The 15,167-nt window shown below is 63.8% G+C and carries 17 protein-coding genes; 11 read left to right on the forward strand and 6 right to left on the reverse strand.

The window, feature by feature from the left end:
• The first annotated feature begins 135 nt into the window (after positions 1-135).
• A complete protein-coding gene (locus G489_RS0115160; RefSeq protein ID WP_029042234.1) occupies positions 136-1,146 on the forward strand; it encodes a complex I NDUFA9 subunit family protein in 1,011 nt (336 codons plus the stop codon).
• A gap of 10 nt (positions 1,147-1,156) precedes the next feature.
• Here the strand turns inward: G489_RS0115160 and G489_RS20925 are convergent, their stop codons facing one another.
• Both G489_RS20925 and G489_RS0115170 read right to left on the reverse strand, forming a co-directional pair.
• Entirely contained in the window at positions 1,157-2,779 is a 1,623-nt protein-coding gene (locus G489_RS20925; protein WP_035872857.1) for an acyl-CoA dehydrogenase family protein, read from the reverse strand.
• Positions 2,780-2,870: 91 nt separating this feature from the next.
• Positions 2,871-3,692, reverse strand: coding sequence for an undecaprenyl-diphosphate phosphatase (locus G489_RS0115170; protein WP_029042235.1), 822 nt, complete (start codon positions 3,690-3,692; stop codon positions 2,871-2,873).
• 186 nt (positions 3,693-3,878) lie between these two features.
• On the opposite strand from G489_RS0115170, the gene G489_RS0115175 reads away from it, so the two are divergent.
• From G489_RS0115175 to G489_RS20930, 3 genes are read left to right on the forward strand one after another with little or no spacing between them, the layout of a single operon-like run.
• A complete protein-coding gene (locus G489_RS0115175) occupies positions 3,879-4,556 on the forward strand; it encodes a glutathione S-transferase family protein (protein WP_029042236.1) in 678 nt (225 codons plus the stop codon).
• Between the two features lie 7 nt (positions 4,557-4,563).
• Complete coding sequence (gene queG, locus G489_RS0115180) at positions 4,564-5,697, forward strand: tRNA epoxyqueuosine(34) reductase QueG (protein ID WP_035872858.1); 1,134 nt, start codon at positions 4,564-4,566, stop codon at positions 5,695-5,697.
• Between the two features lie 22 nt (positions 5,698-5,719).
• Positions 5,720-6,595, forward strand: coding sequence for an SDR family oxidoreductase (locus G489_RS20930; RefSeq protein ID WP_035872861.1), 876 nt, complete (start codon positions 5,720-5,722; stop codon positions 6,593-6,595).
• On the opposite strand, the gene G489_RS0115190 is transcribed toward G489_RS20930, so the two are convergent.
• Positions 6,567-7,337 carry an alpha/beta hydrolase gene (locus tag G489_RS0115190; protein WP_035872862.1) on the reverse strand — a complete coding sequence of 257 codons (771 nt, stop codon included), beginning with the start codon at positions 7,335-7,337 and terminating at the stop codon, positions 6,567-6,569. The genes G489_RS20930 and G489_RS0115190 overlap by 29 nt on opposite strands.
• 188 nt (positions 7,338-7,525) lie before the next feature.
• Between G489_RS0115190 and infC the strand changes: the two genes are divergently transcribed.
• The 3 genes from infC to G489_RS0115205 all read left to right on the forward strand — a co-directional run bounded on the left by infC (position 7,526) and on the right by G489_RS0115205 (position 10,319).
• On the forward strand, positions 7,526-8,071 hold the full coding sequence (gene infC / locus G489_RS0115195) for a translation initiation factor IF-3 (RefSeq protein WP_029042239.1): 546 nt from the start codon (positions 7,526-7,528) through the stop codon (positions 8,069-8,071).
• Positions 8,072-8,280: 209 nt separating this feature from the next.
• Positions 8,281-8,787: a hypothetical protein gene (locus G489_RS0115200; RefSeq protein ID WP_029042240.1), complete on the forward strand. Its 507-nt coding sequence runs from the start codon at positions 8,281-8,283 to the stop codon at positions 8,785-8,787.
• 119 nt (positions 8,788-8,906) lie between these two features.
• On the forward strand, positions 8,907-10,319 hold the full coding sequence (locus tag G489_RS0115205; protein ID WP_245578927.1) for an MATE family efflux transporter: 1,413 nt from the start codon (positions 8,907-8,909) through the stop codon (positions 10,317-10,319).
• Here the strand turns inward: G489_RS0115205 and G489_RS0115210 are convergent.
• Both G489_RS0115210 and G489_RS0115215 read right to left on the reverse strand, forming a co-directional pair.
• On the reverse strand, positions 10,311-11,108 hold the full coding sequence (locus G489_RS0115210) for a sulfite exporter TauE/SafE family protein (RefSeq protein ID WP_029042242.1): 798 nt from the start codon (positions 11,106-11,108) through the stop codon (positions 10,311-10,313). The two genes, G489_RS0115205 and G489_RS0115210, sit on opposite strands and share 9 nt — an antisense overlap.
• A gap of 74 nt (positions 11,109-11,182) precedes the next feature.
• Positions 11,183-11,503 carry an ArsR/SmtB family transcription factor gene (locus tag G489_RS0115215; protein ID WP_029042243.1) on the reverse strand — a complete coding sequence of 107 codons (321 nt, stop codon included), beginning with the start codon at positions 11,501-11,503 and terminating at the stop codon, positions 11,183-11,185.
• Positions 11,504-11,652: 149 nt separating this feature from the next.
• Here G489_RS0115215 and G489_RS20935 point away from each other — a divergent pair, with 149 nt between their 5' ends.
• Positions 11,653-12,552 carry an MBL fold metallo-hydrolase gene (locus tag G489_RS20935; protein ID WP_035873063.1) on the forward strand — a complete coding sequence of 300 codons (900 nt, stop codon included), beginning with the start codon at positions 11,653-11,655 and terminating at the stop codon, positions 12,550-12,552.
• A gap of 37 nt (positions 12,553-12,589) precedes the next feature.
• Entirely contained in the window at positions 12,590-12,946 is a 357-nt protein-coding gene (locus tag G489_RS0115225; protein WP_029042244.1) for a rhodanese-like domain-containing protein, read from the forward strand.
• Positions 12,947-13,047: 101 nt separating this feature from the next.
• Here G489_RS0115225 and G489_RS0115230 read toward each other — a convergent pair whose 3' ends face one another.
• On the reverse strand, positions 13,048-13,677 hold the full coding sequence (locus G489_RS0115230; RefSeq protein WP_029042245.1) for an NADPH-dependent F420 reductase: 630 nt from the start codon (positions 13,675-13,677) through the stop codon (positions 13,048-13,050).
• A 134-nt stretch (positions 13,678-13,811) separates the two neighbouring features.
• On the opposite strand from G489_RS0115230, the gene G489_RS0115235 reads away from it, so the two are divergent.
• Together G489_RS0115235 and rpmI are read left to right on the forward strand one after the other, a co-directional pair.
• Positions 13,812-14,693, forward strand: a complete 882-nt coding sequence (locus G489_RS0115235) for a LysR family transcriptional regulator (protein ID WP_245578928.1) — start codon at positions 13,812-13,814, stop codon at positions 14,691-14,693.
• Between the two features lie 255 nt (positions 14,694-14,948).
• Positions 14,949-15,152 (forward strand): 50S ribosomal protein L35, encoded by a 204-nt coding sequence (gene rpmI / locus G489_RS0115240; RefSeq protein ID WP_029042247.1) that lies wholly within the window; start codon positions 14,949-14,951, stop codon positions 15,150-15,152.
• Positions 15,153-15,167 lie beyond the last annotated feature (15 nt).

The following is a 15,167-nucleotide window of genomic DNA, read 5'->3' on the forward strand; positions in this document are numbered from 1 at the left end:
GCCCCCGGCTCTATGACAAAAGAGCCCCAACGCACGGGGCGGCGCGTCCTGTGATACAGTCAGCCTTGTCGGCATATAGTCAGTCTTGTAGTCAGTCTTGCCGGTCAGCCGACCGGGACATGAGGAGCAGCAACCATGGCGCATTCGGGCATTGACCACGCGGACCGGGGTCTGGTGACGGTCTTTGGCGGATCCGGGTTTATCGGCACTTATCTCGTGCAGAAGCTGGCGCGGGCCGGCTACCGGGTGCGGGTCGCCGTGCGCCGTCCCGATCTGGCCGGACATGTGCGCCCGCTGGGCGCGGTCGGGCAGGTGCAGCCGATCCAGGCCAATCTGCGCTATCCCGATTCGGTGCGCCGGGCGGTCGAAGGCGCCGATATCGTCGTGAACCTCACCGGGGTTCTGGCCGAAGCCGGCAAGCAGAAGTTCCGGGCCGTGCACACCATGGGTGCCAAGACAGTAGCCGAAGCCTCTGCGGCGGCGGGCGTATCGACGCTGGTGCATATGTCTGCGCTCGGCGCCGACAAGGAGGCCGCTTCGGCCTATGCGCGCTCGAAAGCGCTCGGCGAGGAAGAGGTGATGAAGGCCTTCCCCAAGGCCGTGATCGTCCGCCCCTCGATCGTATTCGGGCCGGATGACGGGTTCTTCAACCTTTTTGGCACGCTGGCGCGGCTTTCCCCGGTGCTGCCCCTGATTGGCGGCGATACGAAATTCCAGCCGGTCTATGTCGGCGATGTCGCCGAGGCGCTGTTCCGCGCCGCCACGGGCCAGGTGAAGACCGGCCAGATTTACGAGCTCGGCGGCCCGGAAACCGAGACCATGAAGCAGCTGATGCAGCGGCTGTTGAAAGTGATCGGGCGCAAGCGGATCCTTTTGCCGATCCCGTTCGGTCTGGCAAGCCTGATGGGGTCTGTGCTCGGGCTGCTGCCCTGGAAACTCCTCACGCGGGATCAGGTAACCCAGCTGCAGAGCGACAATGTGGTCTCCTCGGAGGCCGTTCGCCAGAAGCGCGATATCGATGCGTTCGACATTGAGCCGGCGGCGATGGATGCGATCCTGCCGACCTATTTGTGGCGTTTCCGCAAGCACGGTCAGTTCGAGACCAGGAAGACCGGCTCCCCGGCCACGCTCGACCAACAGGGCTGATCCTCTTCCCTCAAACTGAGTCGAGAATCGCCTTTTCGTCGATGCCGCCGGGCAGCGCGCCATAAAGCGTGCCGCCCTCGCCGGCGAGCCTTGCGCGGATGAAGCCGTCAGCGGCGACATCGCCGGATTTCAGGAGCTGGCTGGCGGCAAACAGCAGTGCCAGTCTTTCGGTCAGCACCCGCGCCTCGCGCTCCCCGATCCCGCGATGGACAAGGGCAAAACAATCGGTCATCGCCGCATCGAACCCGTGATGGGTGCCGACGGCCAATTCGATTTCGGCGGCCAGCGCATCGAGGGTTTCGGGCGCCTTTTCGATCGAGCGCAGCACATCGAGGCAGATGATGTTGCCCGAGCCTTCCCAGATGCCGTTGAGCGGCGCCTCGCGGTAAAGCCAGGGCATGGGGCCGTCCTCGACATAGCCTGAACCGCCAAGGGTCTGCATGGCTTCGAGCACAAAGGCAGGACAGCGCATATTGGCCCAGAACTTTGCCAGCGCCACGCCAATCCGGGCGAGCGCAGCCTCCGCCTGATCGCTCCCGGAATTGTCAAAGGCGCGGGCGACCCTGAGGCCCATCATCAGCGCGCCACGCCAGTCGAGCGCCAGATCCGCCAGCACGGCGCGCATCAGGGGCTGATCGGCAAGCGGCTTGCCGAAGACGATGCGATTGTCGGCCCACCATTTCGCCTCCACCAATGCCCGCCGCATCAGCCCGGCCGGGGCCATGGCCGTGTCGAGCCGGGTGTGGTGGACCATTCTGAGGATGGTGCGGACGCCGTCCCCTTCCTCGCCGAGCGGGATCGCGAAGGCGCCCTCATAGCGGATTTCGGCCGAGGCGTTAGCGCGGTTGCCGAGCTTGTCCTTGAGCCGGTCGATCGCAATGGCATTGCGCGTGCCATCGGGCAGGATGCGCGGCACGAGATAGCAGCTCAGCCCTTTCTCCGCCTGGGCCAGGGTCAGGAACCCGTCCGAGGCCGGGGCGGAACAGAACCATTTATGGCCATAGAGCCGCGCGTGTTCCCCGTCCCGTTCGGCGCGGGTGGTGTTGGCGCGCACATCGGACCCTCCCTGCTTTTCGGTCATGGCCATGCCGATGGTCAGGCCGGACTTGTCCACCGCCGGCCTGTCGGCTGGATCGTAGCGCGCGGCAAGGCACCCTTTGACCCAGGCACTGAACGGCGCGCCACCGGCCTCAAGCACAGGGATGGCAGCATAGGTCATGGTCATGGGGCAGCACGTGCCCGGCTCGATCTGGCTGAGGAGATAGACCATGGCCGCATGCGCGCTGTGACTGCCCGGTTCGGTGGCAGTGTGCGCCAGCGCCGCGTACCCCACCTCGAGCCCTTCACGCATGAAATGATGATAGGCGGGGTGGAAGTCGATCCTGTCTATGCGGTTGCCGAAGCGGTCGAATTGCGTCAGCTGCGGCGGGTAGCGATTGGCGTCACGTCCCAGCGCCAGCGCCTCCTCGGTGCCGATCGCCTCTGCAAAGGCCTTCACCCGATCCGCATGGGCCGGCGCTATGCGCTGGATCTCGGCACGCAGCAGCCCGTCACCATCCCAAAGGGCAAGGTCGCCATAGGGCGCGGGCTGGTTATTCGCCGTCGGCCAATCGGGTGTTCCGGTTTCCGGCATGAGCGGACCTCCCTCCGGCGGCCATTTCGCGCCCGGGGAGCCTGCCCTGTCAATTCCGGCTTTTTGTCCCGTGTTCTACCTGCCTTGTCGGTCAGCCGCCCCAGCCCAGTGCGACGATGCCGATCAGCCCGATGCCGCCAACCAGGATCCGCCAGATGGCAAAGGGGGTGAAGCCAAAGCGTGAGACGAAGGCCAGCAGGTAGCGCACCACCAGCGCCCCGGCAGCGAAGGCGGCGACAAAGCCGATCAGGATATTGGTCCCGACATCGGCGGTGATGACGTCGATATTCTTATAGAGGTCGTAGACAAAGGCCCCGGCCATGATCGGCAGGGCGATGAAAAAGGTGAATTCGGCCGCCGAGCGCTTGTCGGTGCCGAACAGGAGCGAGCCGACAATGGTTGCACCCGAGCGCGAAACGCCGGGCACCAGCGCCAGCATCTGGAAGATGCCGATCACCGCATAAAGCCAGACCGGATAGGTGTAGATATCGTCATAGCGCGGCCTCAAGGGCAGGCGGTCGACGATCAATAGGATCACCCCGCCAATGACCAGCATCAGGCAGATCACCAGCATCGATTCCTGCAGCACCGACTTGATGAAATCATGCGCCAGAACGCCCGCCAGCGCGGCGGGGATCGAGGCCAGCGCCACCCCCAGCGCAAAGCGCCAGGCATAACCCTTACCGGAGAGCGCATCGCGCAGAAGCGTCCACAGACGCGCGAAATAGACGGTGATGATGGCAAGGATCGCTCCGAGCTGGATCAGAACCGCGAAGGTGTTGGCCGGGTCCTTGAAGCCAAGCAGTTCGGAAAGCAACAGGATATGGGCGGTCGAGGAGACCGGCAGGAACTCGGTAAGCCCCTCCACAATGCCCAGAATGAGCGGCACAAAAAGGCCTTGATCCGCGTCCATGAGTTCCCCTATTGCAATGAAATCAGGCGCGAAGCCGGCCCGAGATGCGCTTGTTCTAGCTTGATTTGCGCCGGCTTGTCATCGCGCTAGAGTGCCCCATTGGCGGCAAGCTGTCCGTCTCCGGGCACCTTCGTTCCCGCCCCGGCCGGCCCGGCCCGAACACTGGAAAGACCTGACCCCGCGCAAATGCCCCAATTGCTCTGCTATCGGCTCCAGCCTGCCGCCCGCCTGATCCGTCTGATGCTCGCGGAATACGAGATCGATATCGAGATCAAGGAAATGCGGCCCTGGCGGCGCGACACGGCCTATCTCGAGATCGACCCGGCTGCCGAAGGCCCAGTGCTGATGATCGAGGACCACGCGCCGATCGTGGGGCTGACGGCCGTCTTGATGTATGTCGAGGAAAACCTCTCGCTGACCGAACCAGGGCGGGCGCTGATGCCGGCCACCGTCGAGGCACGGGCGGAAACAAGGCGGCTGATGGACTGGGTGCAGTTCAAGCTCAATGACGAGGTCTCCCGCTATGTGATCGAGGAGAAATTCGTGCGCCGCGACACCGGCGGCACGCCCGACCCTTCGGTGCTGCGCGCGGCCAAGGCGAATTTCAACGAGCACCTTCACTATTTCAGTTTCCTGTTCGCCACCCGCCGCTGGGTCGCGGGGGACGCGATGACGCTGGCGGATTTCGCGCTCGCCGCGCATATCTCGGCGCTCGATTATCTCGGGGATGTGCCCTGGGATGATGTGCCCGAGGTCAAGGGCTGGTATCAGCGGATCAAGTCCCGCCCCGCCTTCCGCACCTTGCTCAACGACCGGATCGGTGCCCTGCCCGCGGCAAAGCACTACGCCGATCTCGATTTCTAGCCCTCAAATGGCTGAAACCGGCGCTGCACTGCTCGAAGAGATCAGGGGCCGGGCCGAGGCGCTCGGCTTCACCGCTGTCGGGGTCACTGGCCCCGATGCACGGCCCGATCTGCGCGAACGGCTCGATCATGCGCTCGAGGCTGGGTGGCAGGACGGTATGGACTGGATGGCGGACACCGCCGACCGCCGCGCCGACCCGAAAACCCTTTGGGCCGATACCCGCTCCATCGTCATGCTGGGCATGAATTACGGACCGGATCGCGACCCGCTCGAAATGCTCGATATGCCGGGTGTCGGGGTCATTTCGGCCTATGCGCGGCACCGGGACTATCACGACATCATCAAGGGGCGGCTGAAGGAAATCGCGGGGCTGATCGCCCGGCGCGCCGGGGCCGAGGTCAAGGTCTTCGTCGATACCGCGCCGGTCATGGAAAAGCCCCTGGCCGAGGCCGCCGGGATCGGCTGGCAAGGCAAGAACACGGTTCTGATTTCCCGGGACGCAGGCACCTGGTTGTTTCTCGGCGCGATCTTCACATCGGCCGAACTGCCGCGGTCGGAACCGCATGACGAGCAATGCGGCACCTGCACCCGCTGTCTCGATATCTGCCCCACCGATGCCTTTCCGGCCCCGTTCCGGCTCGATGCGCGGCGCTGCATCGCCTATCTCACCAATGAGCACCAGGGGCCGATCCCCGTCGAATTCCGCAAGCCGATGGGCAATCGCATCTATGGCTGCGACGACTGCCTTGCGGTCTGCCCCTGGAACAAGTTCGCCAGCGCCACGCAGGAGGCCAAGCTCGCCGCCCGCTCCGATCTCAACGCCCCTTCGCTTTCCGAACTCGCCGGGCTCGACGACCAGGGGTTCCGCCGCCTGTTCGCCGGCTCGCCGGTCAAGCGGATCGGGCGGGCGCGGTTCCTGCGCAATGTGCTGATCGCCATTGGCAATGACCGGGAGAATGCGGAGGCCGAAAACCTGCTGACGCCCCACTTGAATGATGACAGCCCGCTCATTCGGGGCGCGGCGGTGTGGGCATTGATGCAACAGGTGCAGACCGACCGGTTTGTCTCCCTCAAAGAGGCCCATATGCCGCAGGAAACCGATCCCGATGTGTGCGCCGAATGGTTGGGCGAAGCGCCATAATGGTCGCCGAGGAAGTGAACCCATGAAGATGATGATATTCGGGCTCGGCTATTCGGGCCGCGCCATTGCCGAAAAGCTCAACACCGAACAGGGCGCTGGTACTGTCATGGGCACCACGCGCAGCGCCGAGAAGGCCGAGGCACTGTCGCAGGCCGGCACCGACGCCTTCATCTTCGACGGCGTCCTGACCGAGGACCTCAAACAGGCGCTGACCGGGGTGACGCATCTGTTGTTAAGCGCAGCGCCCTCGGAGTCTGGCGATCCGGTGCTGCCGGCGCTTGGGGACGACCTCAAGGCACTCATGCCGGACCTTCAGTGGATCGGCTATCTTTCGACTGTCGGGGTCTATGGCGATTTCGGCGGCGCATGGATATCGGAAACTGTCGAACCGGCGCCGGTTTCGAAGCGCGGGCAATGGCGGGTCGACGCAGAAACTGCGTGGCGGGCCGCGGCGAAGCAGGCCGGGGTTCCGTTCGCCATTATCCGGCTGGCCGGAATCTACGGGCCCGGCCGTTCGCCGCTCGACAAATTGCGCCAGGGCAAATCACGCCGCATTCTCAAGCCGGGGCAGGTCTTTAATCGCATCCATGTCGCCGATATCGCGCAGATCGCTTCTGCCGCGGCGCTCAAATCGGCATCCGGGGTTTTCAATGGCGCCGATCACGAACCCGCACCGCCGCAGACCGTGATCGAATATGCGGCGAGTCTTATCGGCATGGATCCGCCGCCCGCGGAGAATTTCGACACCGCCGAGATGACGCCGATGGCGCGCAGCTTTTATTCCGACAACAAGCGTTGCGGGAATTCGCGGCTATCCAAGGATCTCGGGATGAGCCTGACCTATCCGACCTATCGCGAAGGGCTTACGGCTATTCTTGAGGCCGAAGCATCGCGCTGATCGCCGCGCGCAGCCGGTCGAGATCCTCAGGCGTCGACAACCGATGATCGCCTTCAGGAACCAGCGTAAAGGTGACCGGGTCGAGCATGAGATGGCTCAACAGCTTGATCGCATGATCTGCAGGCACATCGGTGTCCCTGGCGCCTTGCAGGATATGGACCGGGCAACCGGTCTCGATCGGGGCACCGAACATCAGATGCTTCTCCCCGTCCTCGATCAGGTCGCGGGTCAGCACATAGGGCTCGTCCGAATAGTCCGAGGGTTGTTCGACGCGGCCCTTTTCCACAAGGTCCCTGCGTTCCTGATCGGTGAAGGTCGCGCGCATCAAATCCTGCGTCATGTCGATCGCCGGCGCGATCAGCACGATGCCGGCAATGCGGGTCTCGCCCGCCTCCCGCAGGGCCTTGTTGAGCAGCATGGCGAGCCAACCGCCCATGGACGAGCCGATAATGATCTGCGGCCCCTCGGTCTGCGCAAACACGGCCAGGGCTTCCTCGAGCCAGCGCGAAATGGTGCCGTCGAGGAAATCGCCGCCCGAAACCCCATGACCCGAATAATCAAAGCGCGTGCAGGCAAGGCCCTTGTCTTCGGCAAAGGCATCGAGCGCGATGGCTTTTGAGCCTTCCATGTCGGACTTGAACCCGCCCAGCCAGAAAAGGCTGGGCGTGTCGCCAGGACGTTGCTTGACTGCGATTTCACGGTCCCCGACCGCGATTCGACGTGAGGTTATGGGGTCGTTCACGGGCTCTGGCTCGCTGTTCGGATGCACCCTGTGTGGAATGCGCCACGTTTTCGCTCAGCTTTGCCTATCAGCTTGCCAAACGGCGGCGCAAGCGGGACCGGGGCCGAATGGCTGTTGACTTTGACCCCGTTTGACCAGATTTTATGCGCGCTTAGCCCAAATCGCGAACAACGCAAGGATTGAACGCCATTCGTCGACCGATCAGAAAGGTGCAGCCCCAGAAAACGGGCCCGCGCGCCAATGAGGATATTACCGTTTCAGAAGTCCAGCTTATCGATGCCGAAGGGGAAAACCACGGTATCATCAGCGTAGCGAAGGCCATGTCCATCGCCGCCGAGCAGGGACTGGACCTCGTCGAAGTCTCGCCCAATGCGAGCCCGCCGGTCGCCAAGATCCTGGATCTCGGCAAATACAAGTACCAGGCGCAGAAAAAGGCCAATGAGGCCCGCAAGAAGCAGAAGACCATCGAGGTCAAGGAAATCAAGATGCGCCCGAACATCGACACGCATGACTATGACGTGAAGATGCGCTCGGTCACCAAGTTCCTCGAAGAGGGCGACAAGGTGAAGGTCACCATGCGCTTCCGCGGCCGTGAAATGGCGCACCAGGAACTTGGGCTGGAACTCTTGCACAAGGTCCGCGACCAGGTCGTGGAGCTTGGCAAGGTCGAGGCCGCGCCCAAGACCGAAGGCCGCCAGATGGTCATGGTGCTGGCACCGCTCAACGCCAAATGAACTGACGCGGCCAAATGAACTGACGCGGCCAAATGAACTGACGGGAATCGGGCCGACAGCGGGCGCGTCCCCTCAATCACGATCAAGCCAAAGGCGGGTGTTCACCCGCCTTTTTGTTTGCCCGACGCCACGCCCGCGTTAACGCTCGGCACACGCCCTGGCGCTAATCTGGCCTGCGGTCACCTGATTTCCGATGAAGGGAGTGGGCCATGGTCAAGATCAGACGTGCGGGCATGAAATTGCACGAGACCCCTGCCCAGCAGGGTCCGGCATGGTTCGGCTGGCTGTTCATGGCGGTCGGGATCGGGGTCATGATCATGATGACGCTCGACCCCACCGGCCTCAATGCGCCTTTCTGGGTGGCGCAGATCGCGGCGTCCTGCTTTGTCTTCGCGGGTCTGTCCGTCGTCCTGCAGGCGGCAGGCACGCCGCTCCTGGCGCGGGCCGCCGGTGTGCTCACCGTGTTCGCGCTGGCGACACCCGGCATCTGGATCATGCTCGGGGAAGGCGATATGAGCTGTTCGTCTTCCATGGGGTTCATCTCGGGGACGATCTCGGGCTTCACCTCCCGGCAGGCGGGCGATCTCGAATGCCGGCTGGTTTTCGGGATCGGCGGCATCATCACGGTGCTGGTGGGCTTTCTGGCCCTCTATAGCCTTCTGCAATTTGCCCGTAAGAGAAACTCCGGGGCGGCGCCCGACCATCCTGACCAATAGGTCAAAAAACACCCCTTCAGGCATTTCCAAACCGCGCCCGGCGTGATTTTATTAATGCCAGTGACGGCCCGGTGCGCCTTAAAATGCGCCGGGTCGTTTGAGCTTTGAGTACCCCGACGATGACCGAAATCGATCAAAACCTGCCTGAGAGCGCCGCCATGCCCGCGTCGAGCTGGGGCACGGAGCTGCGCGCCACCCTGGCGCTGGCCTGGCCGCTTGTGGTCTCGCAGATCGCCCAGATGGCGATCGTCACCACCGATGTCGTCATGATGGGGTGGCTTGGCGCCGAAGCGCTGGCCGCGGGCACGCTGGCCACGTCCTTCATGGTCCCGTTTCTGCTGTTCGGGGTGGGTGCAACGACAGCGGTTGCCCCGCTCGTGGCGCAGGCGCTCGGATCCGGCGACCACCGTTCGGTGCGGCGGTCGACGCGACAGGGCTTTTGGGTTTCCATCGTCATCGCGGCGGTGCTGATCCCCTTCGTCTGGCAGATCGAGCATATTCTGCTGGCGTTGGGGCAGGACCCCGAGATCGTGCCGCAATCAGGCATCTATATCCGCTTCGCGGTGTGGATGGTGCTGCCGGCGCTGATGATCAACGTCCTGCGCGCGTTCCTGTCGGCGCATTCGAACACCACGATCATCCTGTGGATCACCTGCGCGGGGATCGCGATCAACGCTTTCACCAATTACGGGCTGATGTTCGGCAATTTCGGCCTGCCGCGCATGGAGCTGGCGGGCGCCGGGCTGTCCTCGACGCTGGTCAATTTTCTGATGCTCGGGCTGACGCTGTTATATGTGCTCACGCACAAGCGCTATCGCCGCTATGCGCTGATGATCCGCTTCTGGCGGCCGGACTGGCAGAAGTTTTTCGAGATCTTCCGCATCGGGGTGCCGATCGGGCTGATGATCCTGGCCGAGGTCGGACTGTTTTCGATCGCCGCGCTCTTGATGGGGCTGTTGAGCACCGAGGAACTGGCCGGACATGCGGTGGCCGGGCAATGTGCGGCGATCGCCTTCATGGTGCCGCTGGGGGTCGGTCAGGCAACGACCGTTCGCGTGGGGCTGGCCGCCGGCCGGCGGCATGTGGAGGGGGTCAAGCTCGCGGGCTGGACCGGCATGGCCATCGGCACCGGCTTCATGGCGCTCAGCTGCCTGGCGTTTCTGCTGGTGCCGGCCGTGTTCGTGCGCTTCTATCTCGATCCGGGCAACCCCGCGAACCAGGCGGCGTTCGGCTTTGCGGTCACCTATCTCGGGGTCGCGGGAGTGTTCCAGACCGTTGACGGACTGCAGGCCTGCGCGGCGGCGGCATTGCGCGGACTGTCCGATACCCGCATCCCGATGATCATCGCGATTGTGGGCTATTGGCTGGTCGGCATGCCGGTGGCGTGGTTCTTGTGCTTCGTGCTCGAATGGCGCGGGGTCGGGCTCTGGTTCGGGCTGGCTGCGGGGCTCGCGGTTGCCGCAGTGGCGCTGACCTGGCGCTTCGCCTGGCGCGAACGCCTCAACCTGGTGCGGTTCGCGCCCTCAAGCTGAGCCGGCAATCAGCGGCCACAGGCTCTCTGCAAGGATAAACAGCCCCACGGCGATAACGACGCCGGCAAAGGCGAGCTTGAGACCGTTCTTGCCGCGGCTCAATAGCTTGCCGAGGCCCATGCCGGCCAGTCCGCCCAGTGCGCCGCCGCCGATGAACAGGGCGGCCAGCGGCCAGTCGACCAGCCCCGAAATCGCATAATTGGCTGCCGTGGTCGCGCCGAAGGCCGCGACCGCGATCAGGGACGTGCCGATGGCAAAGGCGATCGGCATGCCGGTCGCCAACATCAGGCCCGGCACGATCAGGAAGCCGCCGCCGATCCCGAAAAAGCCCGACAGCAACCCCACGGCAAATCCCGCCGGCAGCAGCCTTGGCAGGAGAATGCGGGCGGTTTCGACGGTCAGATGCACCTCGGGATCGCCCAGGCCGTCGCGGCGCACCACCATCACGCCGCCAACGACCAGCATCAAAAGCCCGAACAGGGCCAGCAGCCAGTCGCCGTCGACGAGCTTGGCCAGGCTCGAGCCGGCCCAGGCGCCAAGGATCCCTGCCCCGGCGAAAACCAGCGCGCAGCGAAACTTGACATGGCCGGCGCGCCAGTGGGGCACCAGATTGGCCAGTGCGGTTGCGGCCACCGCCACCGCGGAGGTGCCGATCGCCATATGGGTCGAGGGAATGCCCACCAGATAGATCAGCAGCGGCACGGCGAGGATCGAGCCGCCGCCGCCGACAAGGCCGAGGAACAGCCCGACAACGGCACCGGATAAGACCGCAAGGACGATGAAGGTCATGGTTTGCGCCTTTCAGCGCTCGACCCGGACGCGGCCAATCGGTTGGCGGCCGGCCCGGTCACGCGGGATCGCAATCACGCGCAATAAAGACGATAAAGGGTCGCAATCAGCTCTTCGATGCGCGGATCGGCGACCCGGTACCACATGGTCTGGCTTTCGCGCCTCGCATCGACCAGGCCTTCATTGCGCATCTTGGCGAGGTGCTGGGACAGGGCCGACTGGCTGAGGTCGATCATTTCGGAGAGAGGGCCGACGCGCACCTCACCATGCTCGACCAGCTTGCACAGGATCAAGAGCCGCTTATCGTTACCCATGGTCCTGAGCATGGCCGCAATCTCGTCGGCCTTTGCCGCGAGAGTGGGCAGATCCGGCGCCGCGATCTCATGGTCACGCATGGTCTGCGCGGCCTGTTCGCGACCCGATAAATCCGGGGCTTGACTTTTCATTAGCGTTTCCTAATTTAGTGCTTGCTAATGTAATGCGGTCACGCCACGGCGTCAAGCACCGGCCAAACCGAACCACACAACCCAGAAGGCATATGATCATGGCTGTTCCCGCCCCGCAAATCGAAGCCTTTTTCGACGACCCGACCAATACCATCAGCTATCTGGTGTCGGACCCCGAAACCAGGCAAGCGGCTGTGATCGACCCCGTGCTCGACTATGACCACAAGTCGGGCGAGGTCGATATCCGCTCGGTCGAGGCGATCCTCAAGCGCGCTGCCGAGGAAGGTCTTACCATCGTTTGGGCGCTCGAAACCCATGCCCATGCCGACCATCTGTCCGCCGCACCCTACGTCAAGGCCAAGACCGGCGCGAAGATCGGCATCGGCGAGCATATCAAGGATGTGCAGAAAATTTTCCGGCCGGTGTTCAACGCCACCGACCTCAATACCGACGGCAGCGATTTCGACCATCTGTTCGTCGATGGCGAGACGTTCAAGATCGGCAATCTGACGGTCGAGGTCATGCATACGCCGGGCCATACCCCGGCGGATCTCAGCTACAAGATCGGTGATGCCGTGTTTGTCGGCGACACCATCTTCATGCCCGATTTCGGCACCGCACGCGCCGATTTCCCCGGCGGGGACGCCAAGCGGCTGTTCAACTCGATCCAGAAGCTTCTGACCTTGTCGGACGAGACGCGGCTGTTCATGTGCCACGACTACAAGGCGCCGGGGCGTGACCATTATGCCTGGGAAACCACGGTCGGCGAGCAGAAGCGCAACAATGTGCATGTGGGAGAAGGGGCCAGCGAGGAAAGCTTCGTTGCCATGCGCGAAAAGCGCGACGCCACGCTCGCCGCGCCGACGCTGCTGCTGCCCTCGATCCAGGTCAATATCCGCGCCGGGCGGTTCCCGGAGGCCGATGCCAATGGCGTTCACTATCTGATGGTGCCGGTCAAACCCAAGACAGACGCAGCCGGGCACGCGCTCGGGCTCTGACCTCTAACGACGACGAAACCTCCAAGGATACGCTTTCATGTTCTTCTCCCGTCCCAAGGTGAAAACCCTTTCCGCCAATGATGCGCTGCAATTTGCCGGCGACCCGTCGACCGCCATCATCGATGTGCGCGGTGCCGACGAAATCGCCCGCTCGGGCACCGTCAAGGGCGCGGTCCGAGCGCCGCTGCCGGCGCTGGCGGCAATTGCCGACCAGTCCAATACGGGCCGGCATCCGCGGCTTGCCTCCGCACAGCAGGTCCTTTGCATCTGCGCTTCGGGCAACCGTTCGGCCATGGCGGTGAAGGTTCTTCAGGATCTCGGCTATGCCGATGTCGGGCATATTGCGGGCGGCTTCGGTGCCTGGGCGGCAGCAGGCGGTCCGACCGAGCGCTAGGCTTTCCGCAAAGCCCAATCCCCAGCCTCATCATCGGCACGAGAACGGCCCCGGTCATCCGGGGCCGTTCTTTGTTCTGGCCTGACGTAAAGTCAGACGCCTCAGGCGGCGATCGCCGACCAGGCCGGGGCGATGCCCTGACCGCGTCCTTCGAAATAGCCGAGACGGATATTGAGCATGCCGAGCGCCTCGACATAGCGGGCGGTTTCGAGCGGCCCTGTCTTCTCCGCCGCAAAGCCGGAAAGCCCGACCACTTCAATCGCCCGCTCGACAGCGACAGCGTCATCGCCGGCGACAAAGACCTGGAAGTGAGCAGTCTCTTCGACCGGCTTGGTCAGGAGATCGGCGAAGATGGTGTTGAACGCCTTGACGATCTTGGCGCCGGGTGCCGCCTTCTGGATTTCCTCGGCTGCAGAGCTCGAAAAGCCGATGGTCAGGCCGGAATAATCGGCTTTGAGCGGGTTGGTGATGTCGATCACCGGCTTGCCGGCAAGGGCGGTGTTGGCGCCGGCTTCGGCAAGTGCTGCCTCATAGGGCAGAGCGAGGATGACGATGTCGGCTGCCTCCGCTGCGCCATGATAGTCGGCGACGGCAACGTCGCCGGGGAGCGCACGGGCGAAATCGGCGGCGCCGTCAACGTCGCGGGTGCCGAGACGAAGCTCTGCCTTGCCGGCGAGGCGTGTGGCGAGGCCGCGGCCCATATTTCCAAGTCCGAGAATGGCGATACGCATGGTCTGTCTCCTTCATGTCGGGCCGTTTCGGGCCCGATTGCTGATTGGCGGTTGCGATGGAGGAGAGATATTCGATACAAATCATTCGATAAATGGCGCGTATTGCGTTTTATAATTGCAGAAAAGTATCGATTGTGTTTGCCAATATCGAGACCTTCATTGCCGTGATCGAGGCGGGCAGCTTTGCCGGTGCCGCCCGCCGGCTCGGCCTGTCACCGGCGCTGGTGGGCCGCCGCATCCAGGCGCTGGAAGAGCATTACGGGCTCAAGCTTATCGAGCGCACCACGCGCAGCCAGCGGCTGACGGCAGACGGTGAGGCCTTCCTTCCCAGAGCCGAGCAATTGGTGGCTGCAGCCGAGGCGCTGGAGGAAACCACAAGGGGCGAACGCGCCGCGCTTGAAGGCCGGATCCGGATCTCGGGGCCCCTCACCATCGGCATCAGGCGGGTGGCGCCGCTGATCGCGGGGTTCCGGCGTGATCATCCTGGGGTGACGGTCGAACTCTCGCTCGCCGACCGGCGGGTCGACCTGATTGCCGAAGGATTCGATTTCGCGATCCGGGTCGGAGAATTGCCGCCATCGAGCCTGATAGCGCGGCGGATCGGGACATATCGCTTTGCGGTCGTCGCCTCGCCGGATTGGGTCACCCGGCACGGCGCTCCCGTTCACCCCGAGGATCTGCAATCCGCCGATTGCCTGATCAATCTCAACATGCGGCCCCGCAATGCGTGGCCCTTCGAGGGGCCGGAGGGGCGCATCGAAGTGTCCGTGTCGGGCGGGCTGCAGATCGATAATGGCGAGGCGCAGCGCGCGGTGGCGGTCAAGGGTGCCGGTGTCGCCTATCTCCCGGTCGAGGAAGTCGGGGCAGACCTGGCTGCCGGTCGGCTCGTCAAGCTGCTGCCGGACTGGCCGACCATGACCATGCCGGTCTATCTGGTGCATCCCACAAGACGGCTGGTGCCGGCGCGGGTCTCCGCGCTGATGGACGCCATTGCCGGCGGGTTGGGGCTGAGGTAGTCACCCACGGGCAGGCGGGATTCGCCTTGCCCCTGGGCTTCGGTGCCAGAGGCGACTCTTTGCCGGGGACAGGGCACCTCGCCGGGGACAGGGCACCTCGTCCGGGGCACAAAAGGGACTTGCACGCAGGCCCACCTCCCCCTATAATGCCCGCTCCACCGGGCCAGCCGGCCGAAAGGCATGCCGAGTTGGCCTTTGAATGCGACCAAGAAAAACGCTGCCTCCTTTTGGAGAGTGGCGAAAAAGGAAAGCAAAATGCCGAAGCTGAAGACCAAATCGGGCGCCAAGAAGCGCTTCAAGATTACCGCGAGCGGCAAGGTCAAGGCCGGTGTGGCCGGCAAGCGCCACCGCCTGATCTCGCACAATGCCAAGTACATCCGCCAGAACCGTGGCACCGATGTCATGTCCGAACCTGACGCGAGAATCGTCAAGCGCGCCTACATGCCGTATTCGCGCTAAACGCAGCTTCAAGGA

Origin of the sequence: Cucumibacter marinus DSM 18995 (assembly GCF_000429865.1) — a bacterium.
GTDB lineage: Bacteria > Pseudomonadota > Alphaproteobacteria > Rhizobiales > Devosiaceae > Cucumibacter > Cucumibacter marinus.

What these genes read in the sequence shown, in the direction of transcription:
- G489_RS20925 (WP_035872857.1), bottom strand. Translation starts at nt 2,779, where the DNA reads ATGCCGGAAACCGGAACACCCGATTGGCCGACGGCGAATAACCAGCCC.
- G489_RS0115230 (WP_029042245.1), bottom strand. Translation starts at nt 13,677, where the DNA reads ATGCGTATCGCCATTCTCGGACTTGGAAATATGGGCCGCGGCCTCGCC.
- G489_RS0115175 (WP_029042236.1), top strand. Translation starts at nt 3,879, where the DNA reads ATGCCCCAATTGCTCTGCTATCGGCTCCAGCCTGCCGCCCGCCTGATC.
- G489_RS20930 (WP_035872861.1), top strand. Translation starts at nt 5,720, where the DNA reads ATGAAGATGATGATATTCGGGCTCGGCTATTCGGGCCGCGCCATTGCC.
- G489_RS0115205 (WP_245578927.1), top strand. Translation starts at nt 8,907, where the DNA reads ATGACCGAAATCGATCAAAACCTGCCTGAGAGCGCCGCCATGCCCGCG.
- G489_RS0115160 (WP_029042234.1), top strand. Translation starts at nt 136, where the DNA reads ATGGCGCATTCGGGCATTGACCACGCGGACCGGGGTCTGGTGACGGTC.
- G489_RS0115200 (WP_029042240.1), top strand. Translation starts at nt 8,281, where the DNA reads ATGGTCAAGATCAGACGTGCGGGCATGAAATTGCACGAGACCCCTGCC.
- G489_RS0115170 (WP_029042235.1), bottom strand. Translation starts at nt 3,692, where the DNA reads ATGGACGCGGATCAAGGCCTTTTTGTGCCGCTCATTCTGGGCATTGTG.
- G489_RS0115215 (WP_029042243.1), bottom strand. Translation starts at nt 11,503, where the DNA reads ATGCGTGACCATGAGATCGCGGCGCCGGATCTGCCCACTCTCGCGGCA.
- rpmI (WP_029042247.1), top strand. Translation starts at nt 14,949, where the DNA reads ATGCCGAAGCTGAAGACCAAATCGGGCGCCAAGAAGCGCTTCAAGATT.
- G489_RS0115210 (WP_029042242.1), bottom strand. Translation starts at nt 11,108, where the DNA reads ATGACCTTCATCGTCCTTGCGGTCTTATCCGGTGCCGTTGTCGGGCTG.
- queG (WP_035872858.1), top strand. Translation starts at nt 4,564, where the DNA reads ATGGCTGAAACCGGCGCTGCACTGCTCGAAGAGATCAGGGGCCGGGCC.
- G489_RS20935 (WP_035873063.1), top strand. Translation starts at nt 11,653, where the DNA reads ATGGCTGTTCCCGCCCCGCAAATCGAAGCCTTTTTCGACGACCCGACC.
- G489_RS0115225 (WP_029042244.1), top strand. Translation starts at nt 12,590, where the DNA reads ATGTTCTTCTCCCGTCCCAAGGTGAAAACCCTTTCCGCCAATGATGCG.